The organism is Treponema rectale, assembly GCF_014202035.1.
Lineage (GTDB): Bacteria > Spirochaetota > Spirochaetia > Treponematales > Treponemataceae > Treponema_D > Treponema_D rectale.
Map to the genome: position 1 here is coordinate 1,012,911 of NZ_JACHFR010000002.1, position 26,420 is coordinate 1,039,330.

The 26,420-nt window shown below is 41.0% G+C and carries 23 protein-coding genes; 11 read left to right on the forward strand and 12 right to left on the reverse strand.

The window, feature by feature from the left end; all coding sequences use genetic code 11:
* Window positions 1–112: 112 nt before the first annotated feature.
* A complete protein-coding gene (locus tag HNP77_RS08835; protein WP_184652803.1) occupies window positions 113–2,872 on the reverse strand; it encodes a glycoside hydrolase family 3 C-terminal domain-containing protein in 2,760 nt (919 codons plus the stop codon).
* A gap of 175 nt (window positions 2,873–3,047) precedes the next feature.
* Between HNP77_RS08835 and HNP77_RS08840 the strand changes: the two genes are divergently transcribed.
* The 4 genes from HNP77_RS08840 to fabG all read left to right on the forward strand — a co-directional run bounded on the left by HNP77_RS08840 (window position 3,048) and on the right by fabG (window position 8,111).
* Window positions 3,048–4,844 carry a sensor histidine kinase gene (locus HNP77_RS08840; protein ID WP_184652804.1) on the forward strand — a complete coding sequence of 599 codons (1,797 nt, stop codon included), beginning with the start codon at window positions 3,048–3,050 and terminating at the stop codon, window positions 4,842–4,844.
* Window positions 4,845–4,857: 13 nt separating this feature from the next.
* A complete protein-coding gene (locus HNP77_RS08845) occupies window positions 4,858–6,312 on the forward strand; it encodes a response regulator transcription factor (protein WP_184652805.1) in 1,455 nt (484 codons plus the stop codon).
* A gap of 72 nt (window positions 6,313–6,384) precedes the next feature.
* Window positions 6,385–7,341 carry an ACP S-malonyltransferase gene (locus HNP77_RS08850; RefSeq protein ID WP_184652806.1) on the forward strand — a complete coding sequence of 319 codons (957 nt, stop codon included), beginning with the start codon at window positions 6,385–6,387 and terminating at the stop codon, window positions 7,339–7,341.
* Between the two features lie 26 nt (window positions 7,342–7,367).
* Window positions 7,368–8,111 (forward strand): 3-oxoacyl-ACP reductase FabG, encoded by a 744-nt coding sequence (gene fabG, locus HNP77_RS08855; protein WP_184652807.1) that lies wholly within the window; start codon window positions 7,368–7,370, stop codon window positions 8,109–8,111.
* 238 nt (window positions 8,112–8,349) lie between these two features.
* Here fabG and HNP77_RS08860 read toward each other — a convergent pair whose 3' ends face one another.
* Window positions 8,350–8,589 carry a DUF5348 domain-containing protein gene (locus tag HNP77_RS08860; RefSeq protein WP_221266557.1) on the reverse strand — a complete coding sequence of 80 codons (240 nt, stop codon included), beginning with the start codon at window positions 8,587–8,589 and terminating at the stop codon, window positions 8,350–8,352.
* Window positions 8,590–8,780: 191 nt separating this feature from the next.
* On the opposite strand from HNP77_RS08860, the gene fabF reads away from it, so the two are divergent.
* Window positions 8,781–10,025 carry a beta-ketoacyl-ACP synthase II gene (gene fabF / locus HNP77_RS08865; protein ID WP_184652808.1) on the forward strand — a complete coding sequence of 415 codons (1,245 nt, stop codon included), beginning with the start codon at window positions 8,781–8,783 and terminating at the stop codon, window positions 10,023–10,025.
* Between the two features lie 247 nt (window positions 10,026–10,272).
* On the forward strand, window positions 10,273–10,710 hold the full coding sequence (gene fabZ, locus HNP77_RS08870; protein WP_184652809.1) for a 3-hydroxyacyl-ACP dehydratase FabZ: 438 nt from the start codon (window positions 10,273–10,275) through the stop codon (window positions 10,708–10,710).
* 94 nt (window positions 10,711–10,804) lie between these two features.
* Here fabZ and HNP77_RS08875 read toward each other — a convergent pair whose 3' ends face one another.
* From HNP77_RS08875 to HNP77_RS08890, 4 genes are all read right to left on the reverse strand, one after another.
* Window positions 10,805–11,446 (reverse strand): HAD family hydrolase, encoded by a 642-nt coding sequence (locus HNP77_RS08875; RefSeq protein ID WP_184652810.1) that lies wholly within the window; start codon window positions 11,444–11,446, stop codon window positions 10,805–10,807.
* Entirely contained in the window at window positions 11,446–12,705 is a 1,260-nt protein-coding gene (locus tag HNP77_RS08880; RefSeq protein ID WP_184652811.1) for an FGGY-family carbohydrate kinase, read from the reverse strand. Before HNP77_RS08880 ends, HNP77_RS08875 begins: the two co-directional genes overlap by 1 nt.
* Window position 12,706: 1 nt before the next feature.
* Window positions 12,707–13,987, reverse strand: coding sequence for a ribose-phosphate diphosphokinase (prs, locus tag HNP77_RS08885; RefSeq protein ID WP_184652812.1), 1,281 nt, complete (start codon window positions 13,985–13,987; stop codon window positions 12,707–12,709).
* 79 nt (window positions 13,988–14,066) lie between these two features.
* Window positions 14,067–15,164: a hypothetical protein gene (locus HNP77_RS08890; protein ID WP_184652813.1), complete on the reverse strand. Its 1,098-nt coding sequence runs from the start codon at window positions 15,162–15,164 to the stop codon at window positions 14,067–14,069.
* 582 nt (window positions 15,165–15,746) lie between these two features.
* On the opposite strand from HNP77_RS08890, the gene HNP77_RS08895 reads away from it, so the two are divergent.
* Window positions 15,747–16,994, forward strand: a complete 1,248-nt coding sequence (locus HNP77_RS08895; RefSeq protein WP_184652814.1) for a vWA domain-containing protein — start codon at window positions 15,747–15,749, stop codon at window positions 16,992–16,994.
* A gap of 15 nt (window positions 16,995–17,009) precedes the next feature.
* Here the strand turns inward: HNP77_RS08895 and HNP77_RS08900 are convergent, their stop codons facing one another.
* Together HNP77_RS08900 and HNP77_RS08905 are read right to left on the reverse strand one after the other, a co-directional pair.
* Window positions 17,010–17,411, reverse strand: a complete 402-nt coding sequence (locus tag HNP77_RS08900) for a tetratricopeptide repeat protein (RefSeq protein WP_184652815.1) — start codon at window positions 17,409–17,411, stop codon at window positions 17,010–17,012.
* A gap of 106 nt (window positions 17,412–17,517) precedes the next feature.
* Complete coding sequence (locus HNP77_RS08905) at window positions 17,518–18,318, reverse strand: phosphodiester glycosidase family protein (protein WP_184652816.1); 801 nt, start codon at window positions 18,316–18,318, stop codon at window positions 17,518–17,520.
* 52 nt (window positions 18,319–18,370) lie between these two features.
* Here HNP77_RS08905 and HNP77_RS08910 point away from each other — a divergent pair, with 52 nt between their 5' ends.
* Window positions 18,371–19,270, forward strand: coding sequence for an MBL fold metallo-hydrolase (locus HNP77_RS08910; protein WP_184652817.1), 900 nt, complete (start codon window positions 18,371–18,373; stop codon window positions 19,268–19,270).
* Window positions 19,271–19,401: 131 nt separating this feature from the next.
* Here HNP77_RS08910 and rpmB read toward each other — a convergent pair whose 3' ends face one another.
* The gene (gene rpmB / locus HNP77_RS08915; protein ID WP_184652818.1) at window positions 19,402–19,623 is read right to left on the reverse strand and encodes a 50S ribosomal protein L28; all 222 of its coding nucleotides are present in this window, start codon (window positions 19,621–19,623) and stop codon (window positions 19,402–19,404) included.
* Window positions 19,624–19,715: 92 nt separating this feature from the next.
* Complete coding sequence (gene uvrB, locus HNP77_RS08920; RefSeq protein ID WP_184652819.1) at window positions 19,716–21,713, reverse strand: excinuclease ABC subunit UvrB; 1,998 nt, start codon at window positions 21,711–21,713, stop codon at window positions 19,716–19,718.
* Between the two features lie 50 nt (window positions 21,714–21,763).
* On the opposite strand from uvrB, the gene HNP77_RS08925 reads away from it, so the two are divergent.
* On the forward strand, window positions 21,764–22,780 hold the full coding sequence (locus HNP77_RS08925; protein ID WP_184652820.1) for an omptin family outer membrane protease: 1,017 nt from the start codon (window positions 21,764–21,766) through the stop codon (window positions 22,778–22,780).
* A gap of 336 nt (window positions 22,781–23,116) precedes the next feature.
* On the opposite strand, the gene HNP77_RS08930 is transcribed toward HNP77_RS08925, so the two are convergent.
* Window positions 23,117–23,923: a hypothetical protein gene (locus HNP77_RS08930; RefSeq protein WP_184652821.1), complete on the reverse strand. Its 807-nt coding sequence runs from the start codon at window positions 23,921–23,923 to the stop codon at window positions 23,117–23,119.
* A 346-nt stretch (window positions 23,924–24,269) separates the two neighbouring features.
* Window positions 24,270–24,434 carry a hypothetical protein gene (locus HNP77_RS08935; protein WP_184652822.1) on the reverse strand — a complete coding sequence of 55 codons (165 nt, stop codon included), beginning with the start codon at window positions 24,432–24,434 and terminating at the stop codon, window positions 24,270–24,272.
* Between the two features lie 308 nt (window positions 24,435–24,742).
* Between HNP77_RS08935 and HNP77_RS08940 the strand changes: the two genes are divergently transcribed.
* Window positions 24,743–25,078, forward strand: coding sequence for a hypothetical protein (locus HNP77_RS08940; RefSeq protein ID WP_184652823.1), 336 nt, complete (start codon window positions 24,743–24,745; stop codon window positions 25,076–25,078).
* Between the two features lie 139 nt (window positions 25,079–25,217).
* Window positions 25,218–25,388, forward strand: a complete 171-nt coding sequence (locus HNP77_RS08945; RefSeq protein ID WP_184652824.1) for a hypothetical protein — start codon at window positions 25,218–25,220, stop codon at window positions 25,386–25,388.
* Window positions 25,389–26,420 lie beyond the last annotated feature (1,032 nt).

A 26,420-nucleotide genomic window follows, 5' to 3' on the forward strand; every position in this document is an offset into this window, starting at 1 on the left:
AGTTAAATAAAAAAAGTACCGGAATCATGAAATTCTGTTTACGATTCCGGTACTTGCTATAGAAAGATTATGTTTTAATTCCCGTAATTCAGGGCGTTAAAACCTGATGAGTTTATTTTATTACACCCATAGAAACTGGTGTAATTACCTGAGAGTTAAAAGAAATTTTACTTACAGTAATACCAGGTTTTGTATGTTCCAGCGTAACGTGGTAGGTTCCCGGATTAAGAATTACCTGAGAAGCATTAACTGTTGTAAATACACCTGCCGTACTTCTGCATTCCAGGGATGAAGCCGGTTTTCCGTCAATCATTATGTTTGTAACGGACTGGCTTAAGTCATCGCTTTCTTTTATGTAAGTACCGCTTATGTTGTAAACTCCTTTGTGGTCAACTGTAAGCCATGTATTTTCATCAGGAATAAAATCTATCCGCTCGTTTACAGTTTTTGCACCTTCCGGAGCAGCTTTACATTCAGTATTGAATTCGAGAATTTCTTTAAGGGCTCGAAGTGGTCTTTTACTTACCGGAGCCTGAAGTATAAAATTCAGAATGTTTTTTACGCAGAGCTGAAGTTCACCCAGGGTAAGTTCTCCGTTAGAAAGACATTCTTCAATATTATCACCGTACTGATTGCATTCAGCTCCGTCGTTGTCTACAATCATGTAAATGTCATTTCTTGCGCGGATCATGTAGGCTGCATTTTTGATTGTTGCATCACCGCCTTTTACACAGTGATTCATTTTAGCCCACCAGTCAGTCATGACAAGTCCGTCATATTTCCATTCATCCCGGAGAATCATTGCTACCGTTTCGTAGTTTGAGGCAGCCCAGTGTCCGTTAATAGGATTGTAGCTGGTCATAAGAGAAACAAGATTTCCGTCTTTTACTACAATTTCAAAGCCTTTAAGATAAATCTCCCTCAATGCACGTTCAGAAAGAACAGAGTCACTTGAGTTGCGGCAAAGTTCCTGGGAGTTGCATGCGTAGTGCTTTATGGTTCCGCTTGAACCGCCTTTTTTAATTCCCCTGATTTCTGCTGCAGCAATGATACCTGTAAGGAATGGATCTTCACTTAAATATTCAAAGTTGCGTCCGTTAAGAGGATTTCTGTGAATGTTTATTCCAGGTCCCAGAAGAGAATCAATTTCGTAACGTACGAGCTCTTTTCCTTCTTCAATAAAAAGTTCTTCTATAAGTTCAGGATTCCAGGTACATGCAATCTGAGTTCCTATAGGCATCAGGCTTGCTTCCCGTCCTGTGTCAACACGAATACCTGAAGGACCGTCTGCACATCCTGCAACAGGAATCTTGTAATCATCATGAAGACTTTCGCTTAAGCCTCCGTATGCAGCAGTGATTCCCATTGTAACTTTTGCACTCATCATTCCTTCGCCCCTTACGATGGTTGCAAGCTGCTTTACATCAAGCTGGGCAATAAAATCATTCATCAGGTTTCTGTCTTTTTTTACGTCATCAAAAGAAATGCCTTTGTTGCCAGTAAATGGAATTTCTTTCGGAAGGTTTTCTTTAATGATTTTCTCAAGATCGTTTTTATTCAGAGGAACATTTTCATATACAGTGTTTCCGTTTTCATTTTTAAGCCTCTTGAATTCCTTAAAAGGAGCACCTGCCTGAGAACATTTTTTTACCGCATAAGTCCTGCCGATACTGATGGAATCCTTTTCTCCGAAGCTGAGCTTTTCTGCATTTAGTGAATCACTTCCGGCGTAAACGTAATATTTTCCTTCTTCAAGAACCCAGGAATGTGCAAACCCGGTTATTCCGGAATCATCGTAGGAAGCAAAATCTTCCAGATTGAATTTAACGGTAACGGTTTCTTTCTGTCCTTTTTCAAGAAGGCCTGTCTTTGCAAACCCGGCAAGTACGCGGGATGCTTTTCCAAGTTTTCCGTTTGGTGCATTAAGGTATACTTCGAGAGTTTCTTTTCCGCTGCAGTTACCTGTGTTTGTAATTTCTGCCTTTATGGTAACTGTCAAAGAATCTTCCCTGCATTCTGTAATCTGTGTGTTAAATTCTGTATAGCTTAACCCGAAACCGAAAGGATAAAGAATTTTGTCTTTTGCAAATGTGTTGAAGTATCTGTAGCCTATAAAAATATCTTCTTCATAAATGTTTTCTTTTTCATTTCCGAAGTTTTTAGTTGAAGGATAGTCTTCGATTTTTGCTATCGTATCAGAAAGTTTGCCTGAGAAATTTTCTTTTCCCAGGAGAAGAGCTGCAGCAGAATGTCCTGCTTCCATACCGCCCATCCATACGTAGGCAGCGGCTTTTATGTGTCCGTTGAAGGCACTGTCGTTTATAAAACTGGTATCCATGATTCCGCATGTATTGAAGATTACTGCAACTTCATCAAATACACTGCAGATGTTCACGAGATTGTCATATTCAGTTTCAGAAAGGTACCAGCTTCCTTTTACGGCCTGAAGATCTTTGTCTTCACCGGCGTTTCTTCCGATAACATATATTGCTTTTGAGTTGTTTTTTGCAAAGCGTGCGGCCATTTCTTTTGAGACCGGCATTTCTTTTTGGCTCCACGGTTCTCCAGCCCAGCGGCCGCCTCCGTTATCAAACGGATTTTCTTTATGCCATTCTTCGTAAACGTTTACAAGTTCCCTGTCAAATACTGCTGTTTCTGAATTTTCAGCTTTAAGCAGTTCATCAATGAGTACAGTTGAATAAAGTACATGAACTGAACCTCCGGATCCCATTCCGCTTTTATGAAAATCTTTCTGGCATCTTCCGAATACACATACGGAATCACCCTTTTTAAGCGGAAGTATTTTTCCTTCATTTTTAATAAGAACTGAACCTTCTGTAGCTGTGGTGAAAATTAAATCTGCAAACGACATACCTTCCTCCGTTAGAAATGCCAATTATAGCATGAGTGCATACCATATAAAAGTGAATAAATATTGTATAAATACAGATAAAATTTGCAAAACCGAAAATATGACACTACAATGAAAAGTAGCAGACTGTGAAAAATTTCGGTCAGCAGTGAAAATAATTCGTAGGTGAAACTGAATGCTTTTAAGAAAAATCGGAAGTATTTTTAATAATCATCGTTTCTCAAAAAGACTGGTAATGATATATACCTGCATTGTCGTAGTACCTCTTGCATTTATCTTTATAATACTTATGGCTGTATATAAATCTTCATTCCAGGATGAAGTAGAAGACAACAGCCGGCATATCGTTCTTAATGAGTTTTCCGATCTGCAGCGGCGCATGGAAAGCGTAGACAGAATTGAAAAAATAATAAATTCAAATGCAGCCCTTCTTTCTTTTTTAATGTCCCCCCAGGAATATGATGAAGCGGAAACAATTTCTACTGTAATCTCAGCAACAGATTCCCTTGAAAAAATTCTTGCGGTTGAAGCAGATCTTTCTTCCCTGAGAATATTTGCCGACAACGAAAATGTTCCGGAACGTTCTCCGGTATTGTTTCATTCAGACAGAACAGATTTAGACCGGCTTTCCAGATGGGAGTTTGATTATAATCCTTTCTATATTTTTTCCCAAAGGTATAAGGAACCTTCCGTAATATGTACGACCCGCAGGCTTTTTAATGGAAGGAGAAAAGTAGGTTTTATTCAGATTTCAATAGATCCGAAAAAATTTTTTCCTTTTATGTTTGAACAAAAAAAATCTGAAGAATCTTTCTGTATTTTAAAAATCGGCGAGAACGGTATGTTGTCAAGATTTAACAACAGTCAGATTAAGACGCAGTGCATTCTTGATGACAGCGCTTTGTCCCAGATTCAAAAACAGTATGATAAATTCTCCCAGGGAGAAATAATAAAATTTCAGAGTAACGGAAAATCTTACATAGGTGCTTTTGCTACCGTTCCTGAACTTAATATAGTGCTTATTCATTCCAGATATATGCCTATTGTTGAACCTCACATGCTTACTATTTACATCGGCTTCATCGTAGGTCTTGTAGTTACTCTTTTCTTTTTCTTTTTTGTCATTGCATACATTACGACAAAGATGCTTGGCGGAGTATATTCCATTATTGACGGAATGAAAGAGATTCGTTCAGGAAATCTTGATGTCTGTATTCCTGTAACTTCTTCCATAGATGAAATCAGTCTTACCCAGATTACTTTTAATTCTATGGTAGATAAAATCAAGACGCAGATTGAAATGATAAAGACGGAAGAGCATCTGATTGCAGATACAGAGATGAAAGCCATGCAGAATCAGATTAACGCTCATTTTCTGTACAACGTTCTTGAGACAATTCATATGCAGGCTCTTTTAAAAGAAGATAACGAAACTGCAGAAAGCATTCTCGTGCTCGGAAAGATGATGCGCTACTGTCTCCGCTGGAGGGTGCATTCTGTAACTCTTTCCCAGGAGCTGGAATATATTAATTCCTATATAAAGATTCTGAATATCAGAAATGATTATAAGATTACCCTGGAAGCAGATATTCCGGAAAAACTTCTTGACCGTGAAATCCCAAAAATGCTGGTTCAGCCTTTTGTAGAAAATTCTTTCTATCATGGAATTGAACCTCTTGCGCAGGATTCAGTAATAAAAATTTATACGGAAGTTGATGTGGAAAATGACAGGCTTTTCTTGTGTGTGCAGGATTTCGGATGCGGTATAAGTGAAGAAAAACTGGAGGAAATAAAAAATTATCTTGCTGATGTTGATTACGAGCGTGATTCAACAGGCAGCATAGGAATAAAAAACATTCAGCAGCGTTTATTTCTTTTTTACGGAGAAGAGTATAAGCTGCAGATTTTTTCAACTCAGGGAAAGGGAACTGTCATAAAAGTTCCTCTTCCTCTTTCTGAGGTAAGACTTTAGGGGAGACAAAAAGATGATAACAATTGTTGTTGCAGATGATGAAAAACTTATTCGAGCGGGAATAAAAAAGATTCTCATGGATAATGTCAGTGCTGATTTAAATGTTATTGAAGCAAAAAACGGAAAGGAAGCTCTGGATTATATAAAAGAAAATTCAACGGATGTTCTCATTACTGATATAAAAATGCCGGTAATGGACGGAGTTGAACTCATGCAGAATGTCCGTGAACTTCCGAGAAAGCCTGCAATGATTGTACTTTCAGGTTTCGATGATTTTAATTACGCAAAGGTTGCCATATCTTCCGGAGTTCTTGCCTACATTCTTAAACCTGTAGATTCAAAAGAACTTTGTACTGCCGTAAACTCTGCCTTGAATTCTGTAAAGAAAATAGAAAAGTCTCAGACTGAACTTAAATTAAAGTCCCTCATTATCGAAGGCGGTTCAAGAGGAATTGATGATTTAAAAGACATAAACATGTTTCACGGATTCTGCTGCGTAACGGTAAAAATTCCTTCCGGAATGAATGATGAAAATTTCTATTCCGTTCTTGATCCTAATCTGTGCTATGTTCTTGAAAAGAAAAAACATCTTGCAGGACTTGTAATTCAGAAAGATTATCTTGAGGAAATAATTTCTCTCGTAAAAAAGAACGGCTGTACTGCCGGTATAAGTACCTGCTCTGATAATGTTGTGGACCTGCGCAAACTTTATCATCAGTCCTGTTCAAGTGTTCTCCGCTTTTTCTTTGAAGATGAACAGTTCGGTTCCGTGTTTACTTATGATGCAGAAAGTTCTGTTTCTGATTTTTCAGAAATCGACCTTCGTTATGAAAAGTTCATTGCTGCACTGGATCTTCTTTCTGAAAACGAAATAAAAAAAGCCATGTCAAATCTTCTGGAATTTGATTACGCTGATTCAGGTAAAAAAGCAGAATCAGTTCTGTATGTTCATGATAAACTGGTAAGTAATTTGTTTAAGCGCTATCCTAAATTTCATGACAATGATACCTATCTGTATCTTAAAAGCCTGATGATCGAAAATATTGTTCAGGTAGATTCTTATGATGAGTGGAAGCACTATATCGGTGATTACGTTATTTATCTTACACAGCTTCTTATAAAGCAGCAGGGAAAATATCCTTACATAACAAAGGCAATTTCTTACGTTAACAGGCATTATTCAGAAAACATAACCATGGCTACCGTAGCAAACTATGTAAGCATGAATTACACCTGGTTCAGCGAGAAGTTTAAGGAACAGGTAGGAACTAACTTTAATGATTACCTTAAAAAATTCCGCATGGAGCAGGCAAAGCGGCTTTTAGAAATGGGAACCTATAAGGTGTATGAAGTTGCAAATAAATCCGGTTTCAGGGACGTAAAGCATTTTATGAAAACTTTCCGCGAGTTGAACGGAATGTCAGCCGGTGAATGGGCAAAGATTCACAGCCGTTACAGTGAAGATTAAAAGACATAAAGAACGTTGACATCATTTTGACAAAATGACATAATTTGTCAAAATAAAATCAAGAGGTTTATTATGGCAAAGAAGTATGCTTTTTTATTTCCTGGACAGGGTGCACAGGCTCCTGGAATGGTAAAAGATGTTGCTGAATCTTCAGCATCTGCAAAAAAAATTATTGATGATGTATCTGCAATTGTAGGTCTTGATGTTGCAAAACTTATGTGGGAATCAGATGCAGAAACTTTGAGCCGTTCAGATAACAGCCAGCTTGCAATTACTACAGCTTCAATTGTAATTATGGCAGCTCTTAAAGATAAGGGAATTGAACCTTCAGCAGCAATGGGATTTTCTCTCGGAGAATTTCCGGCACTTTATGCAGCAGGAGTTCTTTCTTTTGAAAATGTAATAAAAGTTGTACGCCAGCGCGGTCTTATCATGCAGAAAGTATGTGAGGAAATTGCAGCAGCTAATGAAGGCCATGCACCTGGAATGACTGCAGTTCTTGGACTTGCTCCTGAAAAAGTCGTAGAAATTGCTTCTTCCATTAAAGATGCTTATGCAGCAAACATGAACAGCGTAAAGCAGACTGTTGTTTCAGGAACTTTTGATTCTCTTGCTGCTGTAGAAAAAGCTGCAACAGAAGCCGGAGCACGCAGGGTAGTACGCCTTAAGGTTGCAGGACCTTTCCATTCACCGCTCATGCAGAAAGCTGCTGATGAATTCGGTAAGGTTCTTGAAAACGTACAGTTTGACGAACCTAAGATTCCTCTTTTCAGCAATGTAACCGGTAAGCAGGCTGCAAATGCTGAGGAAGTAAAGAAGTCTGCAGTTCTCCATCTTACACATTCCGTTCTCTGGACTGATGAAGAAGCTGTTCTTGCTTCAATGATTAAAGCTGATTCTGGAAATGAATGGTCAGTTCTTGAACCTGGACCGGGAAAAGTTCTCTCAGGACTCTGGGGTCAGACAGAATTCGGTGCAGGCCTTGCAGCTGTTCCTGTAAATACAGCAGACGGAATTGCAGCCCTGTAATATAATCTTACATTAAGGAGATAGTTATGTTGCTTGAAAATAAAAAAGCCCTTGTAACAGGTTCCAGCCGTGGAATCGGACGAGGAATCGTAGAAAAGTTTCTCAGTGAAGGAGCAGAAGTCTGGGGTCTCTGTTCTAAACCAAGTGCTGCAAAAGAAGAACTTGAAAAGTTTGCAGCAGAACACAATACAGCATTCCATGAAATCTGTGCAGATGTCGGAAACGAAGAACAGCTTTCAGAAGTTGTAAAGGCAGCTCTTGCAGAAGCCGGCGGTTTTGATGTTCTTGTAAACAATGCCGGAATTACTCGTGACGGTCTTTCATTCCGCATGAAGAAAGCAGACTGGGATGATGTACTTCGTATTAACCTTACAAGTGCATTTATTGTATGTCAGATTATTTCCAATGACATGATCCGTAAGAGAACAGGTTCAATTATCAACATGGCTTCCATCGTCGGAATTCACGGAAACGGCGGTCAGGTAAACTATTCAGCTTCTAAAGGCGGACTTATTGCATATTCAAAGTCTCTTGCTGCTGAAGTAGGAAGCAGGGGCGTTCGCGTTAATGCTATAGCTCCTGGATTCATTGCCACGGATATGACAGGTGCACTTAAGGAAGACCTTCAGAAAATCATGATTGACAGGACACTCCTTAAGCGTGCAGGAACTCCTGAAGACATCGCAAATACAGCACTTTATCTTGCCAGTGACCTCAGTTCTTACGTAACTGCCCAGGTTATCGGCGTAGACGGCGGTATGGGTGCCTGATTCTTTTTAACGAAGCTGGGGATGACCAATAAGTATGAGTCATTGCCGTGCTCGATACTCTGTCATTGCCGCACTTGATGCGGCAATCTCATGCAGGGGGATTTTCGGGTCGGAGCCCGAAAATGACATTTTTTGAACTTATTGGTCATCCCCATGACGATACATTTTGGACAGCCCCAGTTTTTTTTACATTATCATCGGACAGAAATCCGGTAATCCCCTGTAAGTACAGTAAAACTTAAATCCTTACTTCCAGATCGTCCAGAATTCCTGAAAATGCCGTGTTCTTAAGCTTAAACAGAAGCGCTCCTTCATCATCTGAAGTTATTTCAATACCGGTTTCAATCCACTTGTCATCAACTTTTACTTCAAAAGTATCTCCAAAGTTAATCTGTGTAAGCGGTGCTCCTTCTTTTGTAATCCAGAAGCTTCCTGAATTTATGTCAAATGTAAGGAAACCTTCAATTTTGTCTGCCATTATTTACCTCTCTGGAATTTAATTTTGTGTTACCCTGTTAAGAATATACCTTAAATCCCGGCAAAATACCAATAATCAGCATTATGTTTTTCCCTATTGCATAAAAAAAAGTTTTACTGTAATATTTTACAAAATGACATTTTTTGATATTTTGTCAAACTGAATGTTGATTTATTAAGGAGAACTAACAGATGCGTAGAGTAGTAGTAACCGGTTTAGGTTGTATCAGTCCTGTAGGTAACACAGTTGATGAAACATGGCAGGCAATTAAAGACGGCAAGAGTGGAGTTGCTGCAATTACACGTTATGATGCAACACCTTTTAAGGTTAAGTATGCTGCAGAAGTAAAGAACTTTGATGCTTCAAAATATATGGATTCAAGTGCAGCCCGCAAAATGGGTCTTTTCTCAAGATATGCTGTAGCTGCTGCAAAAATGGCTCTTGAAGATTCAGACCTTCTCGGAAAAGCTGACATTCTTGAAGATACAGCAGTTTATCTTGGTGTAGGTATCGGTGGTCTCGAAGTAACAGAAAACACAATGAAGGCTTATTTTGAATCAAATTATACACGTATGCCTCCAATGACTATTCCTGAACTTATTCCTAATGAAGCTGCCGGAAACATCAGTCTTGCATTCGGTCTTCATGGAGCAACTCATACAGTAGCAACTGCATGTGCTTCAGGAACAGATGCTATCGGTGATGCTCTCGATCAGATCCGCTGCGGCCGCTATGATGTAATCCTTGCAGGTGGTGCTGAATCTACTCAGTGTGGTTACGGTAACCTTGGATTTACAATGCTCCACGCTCTCTCTTCTAAGTGGGTTGATGATCCGTCAAAAGCAAGCCGTCCGTTTGATAAGCAGCGCGATGGTTTTATCATGGGTGAAGGTTCAACAATTCTTGTTCTTGAAGAATACGAACATGCAAAAGCACGCGGTGCAAAGATTTATGCAGAAGTTGCAGGTTACGGCGGATCAACAGACGGTTATCACCTTACAGCACCAAACCCAAACGGAATTCCAGGTGCAAAATGTATGACTATTGCAATGAAAGACGCAGGCGTAAAACCTGAAGAAGTTACATATTACAACGCTCACGGAACTTCAACACACCTTAATGATTCCGGAGAAACAAAAATGCTTCACATCGCATTCGGTGATGCAGCAAAGAAACTTCACATTTCTTCTACAAAGTCTATGACAGGTCACTGTCTCGGAAATGCAGGTTCTCTTGAAGCAATGATCTGTATAAAGGCAATCCAGGATTCATACATTCCTGCTACAATCAATCTTGATGAAGTTGACGTAGAAGGCGGATGTGACCTTGATTATACTCCAAACCACGGCCTCAACATGAACGTTGATGTTGCAATGAGTGCAAACTTTGGATTTGGCGGACATAACGGTTGTCTCGTGTTCAAGAAAGTAAAGTAATTCTTTCTTATATCTGAATAAATGGGGAATGACCAATAAGTATGAGTCATTGCCGTGCTCGACACCCTGTCATTGCCGCACTTGATGCGGCAATCGCATGCAGGGGGATTTTCGGCTCGAGCCCGAAAATGACACTTTTTGAACTTATTGGTCAGGCAGTTTTTTTATGCATCAACAGAAAAAAACTGCAATGACTTTTGTAAAAAAATACGGTAAAATCATTGCATAAAACCTTAGGAGAAAAATAATGGAAAAATTCACAGATATTGAATCTCTTTTACCCCACAGAAAACCTTTCCTTTTTGTAGATTCTATTGACAGCTACGATGAAAACGGCTGTGTATGTACACGCAAATTTACGGAAGAAGATTTCTTTTTTAAAGGTCATTTTCCTGAATATCCGGTAGTTCCTGGAGTTATTCTTATAGAAACAATGGCTCAGGGCGGTGGAGCTGCATTAAGCCTTCAGAAAAAGTTTAAGGAAGGAAGCCTTTTCTTCCTTGCTACAGTAAATAACGTTAAGTTTAAGCATCAGGTTCGCCCTGGTGATACAGTACGCATGGAAGTAACAAACAAGCGTGCAACACCAAACATGGTAGTTCAGAGTGGAAAAGCCTATGTGGGAGATACCCTCTGTGCCCAGGCTGAATGGATGTGCCTTGTAGGTTCTGGACAGCAGGCATAAAACTGTAAAATTTAAACGGTAAATTGTAAACGGGAAGACGTTGATTTTAATTCGGCCTCTTTCCGTTTTTTTTTCTATTGTTTTTTTTCCGGAATTAAATAACCTTTCCCAGTTCAATAAGATCTTCTGCTCCGTCAACTAAAACGGCTCCCATTCCTTTTTCAAGGGGAAGGGCAAGGTCAATATCAAACCTGTCACCTACAGAAAGGCATTCTTCTGCGCTGCAGCCTGCTGTTTTACAGGCAAGGGACAGAACTTCTTCCGAAGGTTTTGATTTTTTGCAGGAATCAAGTCCGATTATTTCAGTAATGATTTTTTCAACGCCTATTGCCTTAAGGGTGTTGTAAGCGGCGGTTTTCGGATTATTTGTTACGGCTATAAGAAAGTATTTTTTCTTTAAGGCTTTAAGGACTTCCGTAACTGCCGGATTTTCATGAATATACAGTTCAGGTTTTAAAAGCTGGTTTCTCCATTCAATTGAAGTTTCAATATCAACTCCAAAATGAGTAAAAGCATTTCCAAGACTTATTTTCTGTCCGTTATGATTGCGGCTCCATTCTGCCCTGAAATCTGCGATTTTCTTCCGTCCTTCTTCATGGGGCCATCCGTTTACGTCAGACCAGTGCCTTATCTGTACATCTACCTGTTCTTTGACATATTCATCACTGGTATAAAGAGTTCCGTCGATATCAAATATGATTGTCTTAAGTATTTGTGGAATTTTATAAATTTTCATCAGATACCGGCTTTCTGTTCATCCTGAGGGGTAAAAACCTTGGCAGCTTTAGAAAGCGTCATGGAAGCCTGTGTAATGTTTTCAAAAACTTTCATTCCGGTAAAGGCAAATACTGCACATCCTGTAAGTTCCGCATCATGACACAGAGGTACTTTTATGGTAAGTCCCGTTATGTTTGCCTTGAGCTGGTTCCATTCATCATTTGCAGCCTGTCCGCCTGTAATGGTAATTTCTTTCGGAAAGTCAAAACTTGCGTTTTTTGAAGCGTCCTTAAGAATGTCGATGGCGTTGCGTACGTCCAGTGCAATCTGAGTAAGAAGATACTTCCCGTCTGAATAAGTAGGATCCGATCCGTCAGCTGTAAGACATTTGTGTACAAGGTCATTGTGTTCAAATTCATGTCCTGCTTCCCGCTCAACCTTTTTTTTGAAGGCTGAATATCTGGAACCGGATTCTTTATAAAGAACTGCTGCATTCCACAGCCCCGGAACAACGGATGGCATTGTACGGATTTTATCAGAAAATATCGGGGAAGGTGTACAGAGGTTTATTCCCTCACTTGAACCGGCCCTGTCGCATAAAACTCCCGGATTAAGGGTTGCAGTTCCTGCCAGCGCACAAACAAAGTCAGGAGCACCGCAGTATACAGGGGTACCTTCAGTGATTCCGTTATTTTCAAAAGAAAAGAAAGATTCTGCCTTGCGGGTAAGCCTTCCTGCCATGCTGCCTGAAAAATAAAATTGCGGCAGTTTTTTACAGTCCGCTTCCGTAAAGCCGGATTTTAAAAGTTCATCCCTGTTCCACCAGAAGTCTACAAACCTGTTCTCAGGAATGATTGTTACCTTGCTTTCCGTAAGAAGATAAATCATGTATTCCGTTGAAGAAAATATGGTCTCAGCAGAGTTCCATATATCAGGCATTCTGTTCTTAAAAGTAAGAAGTCTTGGTATAAAAAGGGATTTTCCGGAATAAGAAATGCTTTCATCCGCATCCTCATTCCATAGAAGGGTTTCTCCTGTAGAAGCTGTCAGGGTTGGACCGTTACCGCTTATGCAGATGGCATTTACTTTAACGTCCGGATTGTTGGCAAACATCTCCTGGCAGGCATTTACAAGAGACGGAAACCATTCTTTTGAAGCATACTTTGTGCTTTTCAGAAGGAATTTCCTGCGGCTGTATGCAAGGACGCTTCCGTCTTCGCTGATTACGGCAGCCTTAAGAGAAGAGGTTCCTATGTCGGCACAAAGTACGTTTTTCATTTTAAGCCTTAGCCTCTGTATTTTCTTTTTCAGAATCTTTTTCAGCCGGCTTAGAAACTTTCATAAGCTTGTCAATGATTGAACGGTTGTCAAGAAGTTCTCCCAGTGACTGATTATGGTGAAGGCGTGTAATTACATTTGCAAAGAGACCTGAAACGTTTGTACTGATATACCATTCACGTTTAAGAAGTTCTTCGTGATAAACGGCATTTGTACCGATGATTCTGTAGAAAAGTCCCTGTTTGTAAGCTTCATCAAACTGTTCGATGGCATTTCCTGTAAAGAACGGAAGGCTTATTGCTGCAATTACCTTTGTAGCTCCCTGTTCGTGCAGGAATCCCATGGCTTTAAGAAGAGTACCGCCGGTACCCAGCATGTCGTCAGCAAGGAATGCAACCTTACCCTTAACGTCACCTAAAAGCTTAACGCTCTTTATGTTTGTATTTTTAGCGTCCTGAGTAACTACAGAATAGTCTCTTTCCTTATAAATCATTGCGAGAGGCTTTTTAAGGCCTGTAGCATAGAACTTGTTGCGGTCGATTGCACCTGTGTCAGGAGATACGACAACAAGGTCTTCCTTAGAAAGATCTATTACTTTTGCAAGTTCGCGGATAATCTGGTAAGAAGCATGCAGGTTCTCACAGTGAGTGTGGCTGAATGCATTTACGATTTCACGGCTGTGGAGGTCAAGGGTAATGATTCTCTTAACTTCCATGCTTTCATAAATATGTCCGAGAAGGGAAGCTGTAAGACCTTCCCGACCCTTCTTTTTGTGCTGTCTTGAATAAGGGTATACCGGAAGAACCAGTGTCATTGATTTTGCACCGGCCTGACGGATTGCATCGATTGCAACCAGAAGACCCATAACGTGATCATTTACGCTCAGGCGCATAACGTTCTTTCCGTTATTCATGGAAATAGGTTCGTGGTTTTCTACATCCTGGAAAATGTATACGTCCTTTCCGCGGATACATTCCTGAAGTTCGCATTTGTACTCACCGTTTGCAAAATAGGTGAATGAAGCGTTTACTTTGAATGAAGGAGCACGATACTTGTCGGTACTTCCACGAATGCACAAATCCGGAGTAAACAGGTCGTTGTAAAGATTAGCCTGTTCTACAAGCTTGGATTTGTCTACGTCGTAGCGTTTCGAAATAACATCGTTCTTGAGAGTGTAGCGATGTTTGTACATGTGGCGCAGGTGAGTGATAACTTCATTTGCAAAAGCTTCACCACCAGGACAGGCAACGATGGCCAGATCAGTTGGATCAGAATACGGCATTATTCTTTCCCCTATAAGTGAATTTTTTTATGCACATATTCTACTGTTTATGCAGGTCGAATTCAAGGTAAACGGCAGTTCAGTCATCCTCAGAAGTTCTTGCAAGGGCGTCTTTTTTCTGTTTTTCCATATTGGATTCCATGATGAACTTTATGAAGAAGTCCTCAAGAGTGGCTTTTGGTCCTTCAAGATGAAGTCTTCTTCTTGCACGGGCATTGTCGCGCCGTACCGTATAAAGCAGGTAGAAGTCTCTGTAATCAAGGCTTACGTCTGTTTTTACACGTTCTCCAAGATAAGCACCTACTTCATCACGACCGATGGATTTAACGCCCTGGTTGCGCAGGATGTCCTTAAGCTTAAGAACCTGCTCATGAGAAATTCCGAAGAGAAATTCTTCCATTGCCTGAGAAACTTCCGTTGTAGAAAGCTTGTTTTTTATGAACGATGCCCAGTTTTCATCAGCCTGCATGCTTACCATGATGAGCTCGCTTGTTCCCATCATTGTACCGAAGGCAGGAGCAAGACGGCGGCGGGCATTCCATACGGTCTGAAGTACGGGTGCTATGTCAGAAATTGTCTGGTCGCTTCTGTGTTCCCAGAGGATTATGAGAAGGTTTGCAATCTGACGCCTCAGTTCCATGGATATGGTCTTGTCCTTGATGAGGTTCAGATAAACATCTTCCGCCATAAGCGTAAACATCATGGATGTAGTTTCGTCAGAGTATTCCTTTACCTGTTTTTCAGTCATGGAAGTATAGTTTCTGGCAAGTTTTTCCATTGAGTAGAAAGTGTGAATCTTTGTGATGAGGAATCCTTTTCCCAAAGTAGCCTTTGAAGGCATGTGAAGTGTCGTATCACCGTCTTCCTGGTATGAAATTATGCTTTCAATAAGAGTTTCCGGCGTACGCATTGAAGAAGTAAGGTTTGCTTTTTCCAGCAGTGACGGAAACCGTGCAATGGCTTTGGCAAGGTTTTCAACATCGTTAAGCCTGCTCTGAATGCGCTCGACTTTATCTGGATTCTCTTTACTCAGTTCCGAGATAAGATTTGTTATCAGATCCTGCTGATGCGGAGTAAAGATTATGATGCCGTCAGGAATTGAACTTACCAGGTCTTCCTTGTCAAAAAATTCATCAATACTGACCTGTTCAAAATCTTGAAGAGCAATATTTTCCATTTTGTCCCTTCTTATATTATGTCTTATATTATGAGGGCATGAGCGGATAAAAAAAATCCTGTGATTTTTTAAGAAGCCGTCTTATTTATGACTGTAAAAATGACCGGTGAATATAAACTTTTTTTAATCAACTCTCGCCCAATCTAAGTATACAATAAATGATAACGATTTCAAGGTTTCAGAAGCTTTTTTTAGCCGGTAAAAGTATAAAATTTCTTTATATTTTTTATGTTTATGGGAAGGGGCTGTCCAATAAGTTCAAAAACTGTCATTTTCGGGCTGTCAACAACTTTTTATAAGTGTCATTTTCAACTTTTTATAAAGTGTCATTTTCGGGCTTGAGCCGAAAATCCCCCTGCATGAGATTGCCGCATCAAGTGCGGCAATGACAGGGTGTCGAGCACGGCAATGACTCATACTTATTGGACATCCCCTAACTTCTGAAAGAGCGATGTTTTAAGTCGTGACATTACAACGACTTAAAACTCGTCGGCATTTTCTAGAAATACACATTAGTGGATTTCTAGAGATGCCCTTATGTCTTGTTTCAAGAATTCCTAAAGAAATGCCGAAATTCTTACTATGAGGAAGTGTAGGAATTTTCTTTTAGGGCTTTTACTGCTGCTTTATCCGTCATTTGCATATTCTCAGACAGATCAGTCCTCTCAAAAAAGAATTCCGGTTTATCCGGAACTTGTAGTTACTCAGAATGACCTTTCCATAGAGAGACATTATTCACCGGAAGGAATCTTTGACGGATATCTTCTTTATGTGCGCAAACTGCCGGCTGTAGAAAGCGTAATGCTTTGTGAAACTGCAAAAGATCCTGAAGGAAAGATGGATAATTTTGCATACAGGGCCTCTTCCTATAATTCTTACAACGGAGACGAAATCCGTATCCTCAACGGTAAAGTCCTTGATTCCGAATACGCAAGATATACCCTCATATCCTCAACCGCAGTAAAACATTCCAGACTTGGAGACAGTTTCTGCATTTTTATTCCGCCGGTACTTGTATACGGTTATCCCTGGTCCAGAAACGGCACTGTAACCGTAGGCAATAATACATTTGTTAATATCCGCACGTTTTCAAAAAAATACGGTGATTATGAAGGAACTTTTCAGGATAATCCCTTCATGTTCAGTTTTAAGGCCCCTGTTTCTGAACCTCCCGTAAAAAAGACTGAACCGCCTCAATTACCGGAAGAAGCAGCTCCTGTTCTTGACGAAAAATATAATCCTGATACGGCCGCTTCCTTTAATGAAATTGCCGGAGATTCCGGAGGAAACGTCATTTATTCCGAAGGTACTGCTTCATTAAAAAAAGACGTGGATTCCATAATAAGAAAACTGGATAAATCAAAAAAGGCAGACCTTGTTTTTGCAATAGATACCACAGGCAGCATGGTAGACGAACTGAACGTTCTGAGGACAGTCTGGCTTCCTCAGTTTATAAAGGAATATCCTTCCTACACGGATTTAAGGGTTGCCCTGGTGCTTTACCGGGATTTTGGAGATTCATATCTGTATAAGAATCTTCCTGTTAAGATTTTTCATTTTACCAGGGACATGAAGGTGTTCTACCGGAATATTGACGGAGTATACATAAAGGGAAACGAGGGCGGAGATGTTCCGGAGGCAGTTTATGAAGCTCTTTATGCCTCTTTAAAGTACCTTGACTGGCGTGAAGATGCTCAGAAAAAGATAATACTCATAGGTGATGCTCCTGCTCATGACGTACCGAGGGGACCAAAAAAAATCAGCCGGGAAATCGTTGCAGACCTGGCTTCCTCTAAAGGCGTATCCTGTGACTGCATAATTCTTCCCTGACTGATTTCTGTCTGATTATTCTGTTTTTGTTTTATATGACTCAGGAATTTTTGCGTAATCGTTTACAGCAAGTTTCTGAAAGGCACCTTTCAGAGTTCCCGGAGTTGTATTTCTGTAGATTTCGATGATTTCTTCGTAAATCGGAGCAGCCTTATCGTATTTTTTTTCCTTAAGGTAGATGTGGGCAATTTCAAAGCGGGCTTCCGTATACACTGCAGTATCAATTCCGAACCTTTTGATTACTGTTTCATAATAATAAACTGCATCATCGGAGTGTCCTTTTTCATATGCAGTCTGTGCCATCTGAATTATTTCCCTGTCATCAGCTTCCGGGGCCGGTTCAACCCTGGTACTTTTGCATGAAATGACGAGAGAAGCTGATAAAAGCATGATTCCAAATAAAACTGATTTTTTCATAACACCAACTATATAATCTTTTTTTTGTAATGGAAACCTCAAAAGCCGTTGTTTTTTGAAGTTCACTTCCATACCTGACCGTAGAAACAATTTTTTTCCCGGGATGTTACATCTGTTCAGGCCTGAAGCCTATGTGAACCAGCTGCTTTCTTAAAAAAGGAATTTTTGTGATTCTTTTTCCGTGAATGCACAGTTCAGTAGAGTTTCCGCCGTCAAATTCTATTGCATAATCACAGCCCAGCTGTTTGAATATAAGCGCACATTCTAAAAAAGAAAGCCCCCTGCTGCCGGAAAATATGCCTCCGTCTACCGCAAGAATATAAAGAATCCTGCCGTTTTCAGCTGTTCCGGCGGCAATGCGTGCGTCGTCCGTGTGTATATACTGTTTTACGCATTTTCCTTCTGCCAGAATCGTAAAGAAACCTCCTGCCGCAATATCTGCCTTTTCAAGGATTTCATCTTCCTGGCTTAAGGCTATCCGGGCAGACCAGCCTTTTGTTTCTTTAAAGAAAGCCAGTGCTGAATATTTTGGTTCAGGGGGATAAAGTTTTTCTTTATTTCTTATAACGATTTCTGCCGGCTGTTTTCCAAAAGGGGTTGCGTTTAGTGCCAGAAGACAGTTGTTTTCAGAGGCAAATTTTTTTACAGAACTTTTATTGCAGTCAATTATTATTTCCGTATCTTCTGCATTCAGGTCCAGCTTTACAATTGTGTACTTAAGAGGAAACTTCCTGCTTCTGAAACTGGCAGTGCTCATGCAGGGAAAGTCTCTGTCAGTCTCCCATTCAGGCTGAAAAATGAGGAAATTCTCCGTATGTGCTGCTTCTGTCTGAACCGTCAGGTTATTTGATGTAGCGCATGCGCTGATGGCCAGGCAGAGGCTTAAAATCCATATTATTCTTTTCATTGCCGTTATTTATACTTTAAATGAATACAGGAAAATATTAAAATCATTTTATATGAAACTTACTTTTTTAGGAACAGGAACCAGTCATGGCGTTCCTGTTATAGGCTGTACCTGCAGTGTATGCCGTTCTGATGATGAGAGGGATAAAAGATACCGCTGCAGTGCCTATCTTGAAGACGGAGATTCCGCTTTTTTAATAGATGTTGGTCCTGAATTCAGGGTTCAGGCTTTAAGGGCTGGTATTTCTAAAGTAAGTGCAGTTTTTGTAACTCATTCCCATGCTGATCATCTTAACGGTCTGGATGATTTAAGGGTTTTCAGTCACACAAGGGCTGTAGATCCGTCTTTTCCCCAGAAAAACAATGAAACTCACGGCAGCGGTTTGCGGATTTATGCAGACTCAAACTGCATCCGTGATACGAAAAACAGATTTGACTATATTTTTACTCCCGTAAAGGAAGGTGGCGGTAAGCCTAAAATTAATCTCGTGGATGTTGCACCTTACGGAAAGGACAATCCGATCAGGGAAGGGCAGCTTGAGATAATCCCCGTACCCCTGATGCACGGAAGTCTTCGGGTAACAGGCTATCTTTTTATAAAAAAAATTTCCGGCGTTAAAAAAAGCATTGCGTATCTTACGGACTGCAGCTGTATTCCCCAGTCCTCCATTGATTTGATAAAGTCCTGCTGCGGCACTCCGGACCATCTTGTGATTGATGCCCTCCGCAGGGAACCTCATTCTACTCATTTTAACTTCGAACAGGCTCTCGGCTGTGCTCAGGTTTTAAATCCCGTGCATACCTGGTTTATTCACATGACCCACAATATGAGTCACGTTCAGGTGGAGCGCTATGTTTCTTCCCGGCTGGAAGATTATCCTGTGCTGAAGGAGAGGGTGCGTACCGGCGGAAGTGTAGGGCCTGCCTATGATACTCTTTTTATTGAATGTTGAATGAATATTGAACTTTAACTTTTCATGACGGTTACTTAAAGAAAGCAAATACCTTTTTCTGACAGAAGTTCTTCTTAGGGCATAAAAAAACCGTCCTTCTGTCAGGACGGTCTTCTGCAAGCAGGATATGCTTATTTTGCTTCTGCAGCTGGCTTTGGAACTGAAACTTTCTTTGTGATGAAGTCACTCTTAAGGCACTGTGTGCAGATCTTGAGTGTCATACTTGTTCCGCCGATAACAGTCTTTACTTTTACAAGATTAGGCTTCCACTGGCGGCGTGTGTGGTTGTATGACTTACTTACTTTGTTTCCGTGAATCGGGTGCTTTCCGCAAATATCACATGTTCTTGACATTTTGTTACCTACCTAAAAGAATTCAATAAGTTATAGGATTTTATATAAATCCTTCTGTTTAGTCAATGGCAAAACAACTGCGCCTGCTTCTGTTATTTTCCGTATGTTTTTTCGATCTCAAGGATCTGGTCACGAATGACGGCCGCCTGTTCATAATCAAGCCGTTCTGCACAGTCTTCCATTTCTTTCCGGAGGGCGGTAAGCAGTTTTTTTCTCTGGGCCGGAACAAAAAGATTTGCACTTTTCTTCAGAACTGCAAGATTTACCTGGGCCGTTTCTTCTGCGTCTGTCTTCTCATGTACAAGAATGTCTTCAACTGCCTTTTTTATGGTTTTCGGAGTTATTCCATGCTCTTTATTGTAAGCTTCCTGAATTGAACGGCGGCGTTTTGTTTCGTCAATGGCTTCTTTCATTGCGTCACTCATTCGGTCTGCATACATCACGACCATTCCTTCTGCGTTGCGTGCAGCCCGTCCTATTATCTGAATCAGTGACGTAGTGCTTCTCAAAAAACCGATTTTATCTGCATCAAGAAGTGCTATAAAGCTTACTTCCGGCAGGTCTATTCCTTCCCTCAGCAGGTTGATGCCGATTAGAACGTCAATTTCTCCGGTTCTCAGGGACTTGAGGATTTCAACTCTCTCAAAGGTGTCGATTTCTGAGTGAATGTATTTGCATTTTATTCCCAGTTCCGTAAGGTAGTCAGTAAGATCTTCCGCCATTTTTTTTGTAAGGGTAAGCAGCAGGGAACGTTCACCTTTTTTAATTCTTGCCGTAACTTCCGCAAAAATATCCTGCATCTGACCTTCGCTTGGCCTGACTTCAACTATCGGGTCCAGAAGTCCTGTAGGGCGGATTAACTGTTCTACTATCTGAGTAGACTGTTTTATTTCTTCCTTACGGGGCGTTGCCGTTACATAGATGACCTGGTTCATCTTTGCTGTAAATTCGTCCGCTTTAAGAGGTCTGTTATCCAGTGCACTTGGCAGCCTGAATCCAAAGTCAATAAGATTCTGTTTGCGGCTTCTGTCTCCTTCGTACATTGCACCTATCTGAGGAACCGTTACGTGGGCTTCGTCTATTAGGCACAGAAAATCATCAGGAAAATAGTGCAGCAGGGTAGCAGGCGGATCTCCGTGCTTTCTGTTTGCAATTGGTGCTGAATAGTTTTCAATTCCGGAACAGTAGCCCATTTCCTTCATCATTTCTATGTCGTAGGTTGTACGGGTTTTTAGACGCTCGGCTTCAAGCATTTTTCCCTGGGCCCTCAGCTCTTCAAGTCTCTGTTCAAGTTCTGCGTTTATTCTTTCTGTAGCCTGCTGCAGCATGATTTCAGGAACGACAAAGTGTTTTGCAGGATACAGGTAAAGTTCATCCAGTTCTTCAACAGCCGTGCCGTTCAGTACGTCAAATCTTCTGATCCTTGAAACTTCATCAAAGTCAACTTCAATTCTGTAAGCCTGGTCTGTTTCCATGTATGGCGGAAAAACTTCTATCGTGTCTCCCTTTATGCGGAAATTTCCCCTTTCAAGAACGGCGTCATTCCTCTGATATTGAACGCTTATGAGCTTTTGTGCCAGTTTGTGGACGTCCAGTTCTTCACCCCTGCTTATGTGGGTACGCATTTCTTTGTATAAATCCGGCATTCCCAGGCCGTATATGCAGCTGACTGTTGCAACGATTATTACGTCCCGTCTTTCCATAAGGGCATAGGTTGCCGCAAGACGGAGGCTGTCTATTTCTTTGTTTATAGCTGCGTCTTTTTCAATGTAAAGGTCTCTTGCAGGAACATAAGCTTCCGGCTGGTAATAGTCATAGTAACTTACAAAGTATTCGACTGCATTTTCCGGAAAGAATGTCTTGAATTCCCGGTAAAGCTGTGCGCTTAAGGTTTTATTGTGGCTTATTATAAGGGTAGGACGCTGTACCGCTTCGATTATTTTAGCCATGGTGAATGTTTTTCCGGAGCCCGTTACGCCTTTCAGTGTCTGGTATTTGTCTCCCCTTAGAAATCCCTCTGCCAGTTTTCGGATAGCTTCCGGCTGGTCTCCTGAAGGTTCATAAGGTGAGTGAACTTTAAATCTGCGCATGTTGAATCTCCGGCTATGAAAAAATTACAAAATAGTGCTACGATTATAGCATGAATCGTACTTCAGAAAAATACTTTACTAAGCTGCTGCTGTTTTTTTTAACCGCAAATCTTTTTGCAGCAGAATTTTCCCTGAGTATTGGCCCGAGGTATTCATTCAGAAATTCAACTACAGAAGAAATCCTTTATTTTTCCGGAACTTTTAATACTGATAAAAACAAAGTGTGCAGTCTCCTTGAATGGAACGAAAAGGCAGTAATGTCTGCAGGCATAGGAACTCAGGGGCAGCTCAGGACTGATTCCGGAAACTGTTTTATTTTTTCCGCCGACTTTGACTTTACGTTTCCCTATAATTCTTCCTGGATGAGTGATTCTGACTGGACTTCTTCCGGGGTCAAGTTTAATTATTCAAAATTTGACTGTACTCTTGATTCTCCTTTTTCCGGAGGAGGAATAAAAAACTTTTCGGCAGAAACGTACTTTGCATATAAGGTAAAGCTTCCCTGGTCAGCAGAAATTCAGCCGAGGTTTGGTTTCCGTTATTCTTCAGTGCATTATAAGGCAAGAAACGGTTACGGCTGGTATGGTTCTTCAAAGTGGACTACGGACGGATATACCTATCCCTGGAATTCCCCCTGGTCTCATTATTTTCCGGATGGAAAGTATCATCTTGCAGGAATAAATTATTATGTTCGTAAAACCGCCGTGTTTACGGGGCTGGAGCTTTCTAAAAAACTCAAGTCCTCTTTTTCAGTCTTTGCCGGAGCTGACCTTTATCCCTTTACCTTTGTTCTTGCCGCAGACAGGCATCTTGGCTCAAGAGATTATTATGAAACCTGTGATTATATTTACAATGTATGTCGTTCCTATGATTTTTATGCAGGAATAAAGACTGAATTATCTTCCAGAATTACCCTGAACCTTAACCTTGCATATTACGTTTTTGAAACTACCCGCGGAAAACAGCTTCTTGAATTTGATGAAGGCGGAACTGAAAGATCAGGACAGGACGGCGGCTTTTCAAATAAAACCTGGTGTTTTACTTCTTCCTTAAGTTACAGATTTTAAGTTTGTTCCAAAAAAAAGGGGATGACCAATAAGTTTACATCCTGATATCATTCCGAACTTCATCTTAGTGTCATTCCGAACTTTATCCTAGTGTCATTCCGAACGCTACGCCACATTCGCACGCACCTGCTACGAATGTGTGATTCGGAATCTATAGAACTAGATGTGGCGTAGCGTTCAGTATGAGTCATTGCCGTGCTCGACACGGCAATCTCTTGTATTGTAATTAAATGGATTTTCGGGTTAAGCCCGAAAATGACACTTTTTGAACTTTTTGGACAGCCCCAAAAAAAAAGACTGCCCTAAGACAGTCTCTTTTACTGAATTTCAGAAGAATTAGTCTTCTACAACGTCAGCAGCTTTGTAAGTTTCCAGGAGTTCCCATGTACCTTTTACAGTGCTTCCGGCATAAACATTTGCATATACGGCAAATTTGTTCTGTGTTTTTGTTGTGTAAGAAGTGTCAACTGTAGCAGCAAGCCATGAGCTGATATTAAGAGGTGAGCCTTCTGAATCAAGGAGGTTTCCATTGCTGTCAACGTCATCCACAGTTTCAGCTACAGATTTTGGAAGGAAGTATACATTGTAGTCGAAGTCTGCATCTGCAGTTTCAGTTTCAACGAAGTAAACGTAAACTGTTGTTCCGTCGGTAGTGTCTACATACGAACTGCTAAGAGTAGTAAATGCATCCTTGATTACTGTTTCCTTTGCTACAGAGTCTTTGTTGTATGTTACTCCTCTTGATTCATATTCTGCTCCGAAGTTGTCTCCCTGAAGATTTGTTACTCCTGTGTAGTATGAAACGTAGTATTCTGCGCCTGATGATGTAGTTCTTAATCCGACAACAGCGAAGTCTTTTCCGTCCTCTCCGTCATGAAGATCAAAAATCATTCCCATTACACCGCCCTGTGTGGTAGAACTTGCATCGAAGTTTACTTTTACAAGTGATCCTGCATGTTTAAGATTTGTAGAATTGTAACCGCGGCTTGTTTTAGTTGTTGAGTCGTTTGTATATTCAATAGAGTAGTTGTTGTTGCTTCCTGAGATCATGTCGTTTGGATCATCATCGTCAGCATAACCCATAAAACCAATTGCAGCAGCTGCAAGAACAGCACTACCTAAAAGAACCTTTGAAAATTTCATATCTTCTCCTTAGAAGTCAGGCTTTAAAGCCCTTTATTTTGTTGATGCATAAAGCATCTTTTAAACTTTATTAGAAAACCGTTATTTTTGCAAACAAAAGTTTAAAATAAAGTCCTCATTACTGTATTGCAAAAAAATACAAAATCAAGTTTTTCAAAAAATTTTTTCTGACTTTATCAGTGCATGTTTCTGTATTTTTTCACCGTTAACTGCAGGTTCAGAGAAATCCGCAGAAAATTACTCGTTTTCCCTGCCTGAACTGTAAAAAAAAACAAACCCCGGCACTAAAATGTCGGGGTAAAAAAATGACATTAACGGATGTAATTCGAAAAACCGTCAAAAAAAATTATTTTTCGTAACCTATTCCGGACTGAACCGTTTCAACAGCTTCCTCTGTCTGTTCGATAACAGTTTCTCCAGCAGCAGCCTCTTCCTCTACCTTTGCAGAAGCACAACCGGCAAGCATTGCAGCCGCAAAAGATGCCAGAACAACCTTGTACATAATTTTCATAGCAGTAACCTCTTAAAATAAAAAATCCGGCACAAAAAGCACCGTAAAATCATTATAACACGCATTTTTCCGGAATTCTAACTTTTAACCGTAATTTTACAGAGGCGGGGAACACTCAGAATCCACCCCGGCAGGTAAAAGAAAAGGGAATGCGCGTGTATCTCAACGGGCCCTACAGGGCTTACCCTCCCGGCCGGTCCTCCGCAGAAACTGCTCCGGACGCGCTCCGCGCCCCTTCCGGTCCCGCCCGGCATGCTCCATGAGTTCCCGTAAGCAGCCTTTTTTTTGCCATTCCCGTTTAAAAAAATTTGCCGGTAATTTCTTTTCGACTTACTGCTGCGGCAATCGCACTGATTTTCTGCAGGGGAACAGGCCTGAACAGCGGAGAAGACACAACAGCAGGCCGTACTCCAGGTGCGGGCTTAAAGCACGACGCAGTCAGATGTACATGGTGTTTGAACAGTGCAAATGCATACGACTGGACAATCACCGCAATACAGTGTCCTGTAGATGAAAGCGCAGAAAGTCTGACTGCCTGTCAGCTGCAGACAGGGGATTACACGGATCCTCAGAAAAAAAACTGCAGATGGAAGCGCAGAAAGCCTGACCTTTACCGGCGACAGAAACGGCAGCGGCAACTTTGATTAGGTTGAAGTATCTGAAGGTGCTGGTGATACCGCAACAGAGGAAAATTTCCCGGCTTTCTATTTTTGCAGGAATTACAGCACTGCTGCGACAAACCTGAGCGGAACTGATTATGAAAGTGCCTGGTGTCTTCCAGACATGGCGGAGCTTTTCCAGATTTATGAAAACGGAAAGGGAATAAACAGGGTCTTTGATATGGATGCAGCAGGCGAAGCTTTTGACGGGAATAAGTCTGTAAATTCATTTTACTGGCCGTCGTCCCGCACTGATACCGTCATGTCCCGGTTAAGATTACCCGTATACCGTTAATTTCAGGAATGACAGTTTCGCCTGCCTTAACAGCCGGTTGTACAGCACAAAGCCTGACTGCCTGTCAGCTGCAGACAGGGGATTACACGGATCCGCAAAAAAAAATCTGCAGCTGCGTAAACCGGGGTGATCCGCCCGGTATACTTCAGAGTTCCGTAAGAAGCCGGTAAAAGGCGGTTTCCCGCACTGATACCGTCATGTCCCGGTTAAGGTTATCCGTCATACCGTTAATTTCAGTAATGACAGTTTCGCCTGCCATAACAGCCGGTTGTACAGCACAAAGCCTGACTGCCAGTCAGCTGCAGACAGGGGATTACACGGACCCGCAAAAAAAATCTGCAGCTGCGTAAACCGGGTTAATCCCGTCCTGTATATTCCGGAGTTCCGTAAGAAGCCGGTAAAAGGCGGTTTCCCGCACTGATACCTTCATGTCCCGGTTAAGGTTATCCGTATACCGTTAATTTCAGGAATGACAGTTTCGCCTGCCTTAACAGCCGGTTGTACAGCATAAAGCCTGACAGCCTGTCAGCTGCAGACAGGGGATTACACGGATCCTCAGAAAAAATACGAAGACATTCCGCTTAAACCGTGAAAAAAAAATAAAAAAAGTCAGAAAAAATAAAAAAAATATAAAAAAATCGTTTCCGGCAGACGCGTAAATACCCCGGGAGGCCCGTAAACAGAGGGGTCTGCGGCATCGGAAAAAAAATTCAAAAAAAATGCAGAAAAATTTAAAAAGCTGTTGACACAAAATCGAATCGGATATATATTCTTCATCACTCAGCAACAACAGCTGAACAGCTTTTTGAAAGCATCAGGGACGGAAGAAACAGTAGATAATACGACGAATGTCAGTACGACGAGAAAGCATATGATTTCAGGAGAAATCCTGAAAACCTAAAGATTTCTTTTAATGAAAGCTTGGGAAGAATTAAAGTGGTAATCTTTTGCCCTTCGGGGCTTTAGAATAATCATGGAGAGTTCGATCCTGGCTCAGAACGAACGCTGGCGGCGCGTCTTAAGCATGCAAGT

What these genes read in the sequence shown, in the direction of transcription:
- HNP77_RS08840 (WP_184652804.1), top strand. Translation starts at nt 3,048, where the DNA reads ATGCTTTTAAGAAAAATCGGAAGTATTTTTAATAATCATCGTTTCTCA.
- HNP77_RS08935 (WP_184652822.1), bottom strand. Translation starts at nt 24,434, where the DNA reads ATGAAAATTATGTACAAGGTTGTTCTGGCATCTTTTGCGGCTGCAATG.
- HNP77_RS08875 (WP_184652810.1), bottom strand. Translation starts at nt 11,446, where the DNA reads ATGAAAATTTATAAAATTCCACAAATACTTAAGACAATCATATTTGAT.
- HNP77_RS08860 (WP_221266557.1), bottom strand. Translation starts at nt 8,589, where the DNA reads ATGGCAGACAAAATTGAAGGTTTCCTTACATTTGACATAAATTCAGGA.
- HNP77_RS08835 (WP_184652803.1), bottom strand. Translation starts at nt 2,872, where the DNA reads ATGTCGTTTGCAGATTTAATTTTCACCACAGCTACAGAAGGTTCAGTT.
- HNP77_RS08895 (WP_184652814.1), top strand. Translation starts at nt 15,747, where the DNA reads ATGAGGAAGTGTAGGAATTTTCTTTTAGGGCTTTTACTGCTGCTTTAT.
- HNP77_RS08910 (WP_184652817.1), top strand. Translation starts at nt 18,371, where the DNA reads ATGAAACTTACTTTTTTAGGAACAGGAACCAGTCATGGCGTTCCTGTT.
- rpmB (WP_184652818.1), bottom strand. Translation starts at nt 19,623, where the DNA reads ATGTCAAGAACATGTGATATTTGCGGAAAGCACCCGATTCACGGAAAC.
- fabG (WP_184652807.1), top strand. Translation starts at nt 7,368, where the DNA reads ATGTTGCTTGAAAATAAAAAAGCCCTTGTAACAGGTTCCAGCCGTGGA.
- fabZ (WP_184652809.1), top strand. Translation starts at nt 10,273, where the DNA reads ATGGAAAAATTCACAGATATTGAATCTCTTTTACCCCACAGAAAACCT.
- HNP77_RS08925 (WP_184652820.1), top strand. Translation starts at nt 21,764, where the DNA reads ATGAATCGTACTTCAGAAAAATACTTTACTAAGCTGCTGCTGTTTTTT.
- HNP77_RS08850 (WP_184652806.1), top strand. Translation starts at nt 6,385, where the DNA reads ATGGCAAAGAAGTATGCTTTTTTATTTCCTGGACAGGGTGCACAGGCT.
- HNP77_RS08845 (WP_184652805.1), top strand. Translation starts at nt 4,858, where the DNA reads ATGATAACAATTGTTGTTGCAGATGATGAAAAACTTATTCGAGCGGGA.
- HNP77_RS08945 (WP_184652824.1), top strand. Translation starts at nt 25,218, where the DNA reads ATGGCGGAGCTTTTCCAGATTTATGAAAACGGAAAGGGAATAAACAGG.
- fabF (WP_184652808.1), top strand. Translation starts at nt 8,781, where the DNA reads ATGCGTAGAGTAGTAGTAACCGGTTTAGGTTGTATCAGTCCTGTAGGT.
- HNP77_RS08930 (WP_184652821.1), bottom strand. Translation starts at nt 23,923, where the DNA reads ATGAAATTTTCAAAGGTTCTTTTAGGTAGTGCTGTTCTTGCAGCTGCT.
- HNP77_RS08880 (WP_184652811.1), bottom strand. Translation starts at nt 12,705, where the DNA reads ATGAAAAACGTACTTTGTGCCGACATAGGAACCTCTTCTCTTAAGGCT.
- HNP77_RS08905 (WP_184652816.1), bottom strand. Translation starts at nt 18,318, where the DNA reads ATGAAAAGAATAATATGGATTTTAAGCCTCTGCCTGGCCATCAGCGCA.
- uvrB (WP_184652819.1), bottom strand. Translation starts at nt 21,713, where the DNA reads ATGCGCAGATTTAAAGTTCACTCACCTTATGAACCTTCAGGAGACCAG.
- prs (WP_184652812.1), bottom strand. Translation starts at nt 13,987, where the DNA reads ATGCCGTATTCTGATCCAACTGATCTGGCCATCGTTGCCTGTCCTGGT.
- HNP77_RS08890 (WP_184652813.1), bottom strand. Translation starts at nt 15,164, where the DNA reads ATGGAAAATATTGCTCTTCAAGATTTTGAACAGGTCAGTATTGATGAA.
- HNP77_RS08900 (WP_184652815.1), bottom strand. Translation starts at nt 17,411, where the DNA reads ATGAAAAAATCAGTTTTATTTGGAATCATGCTTTTATCAGCTTCTCTC.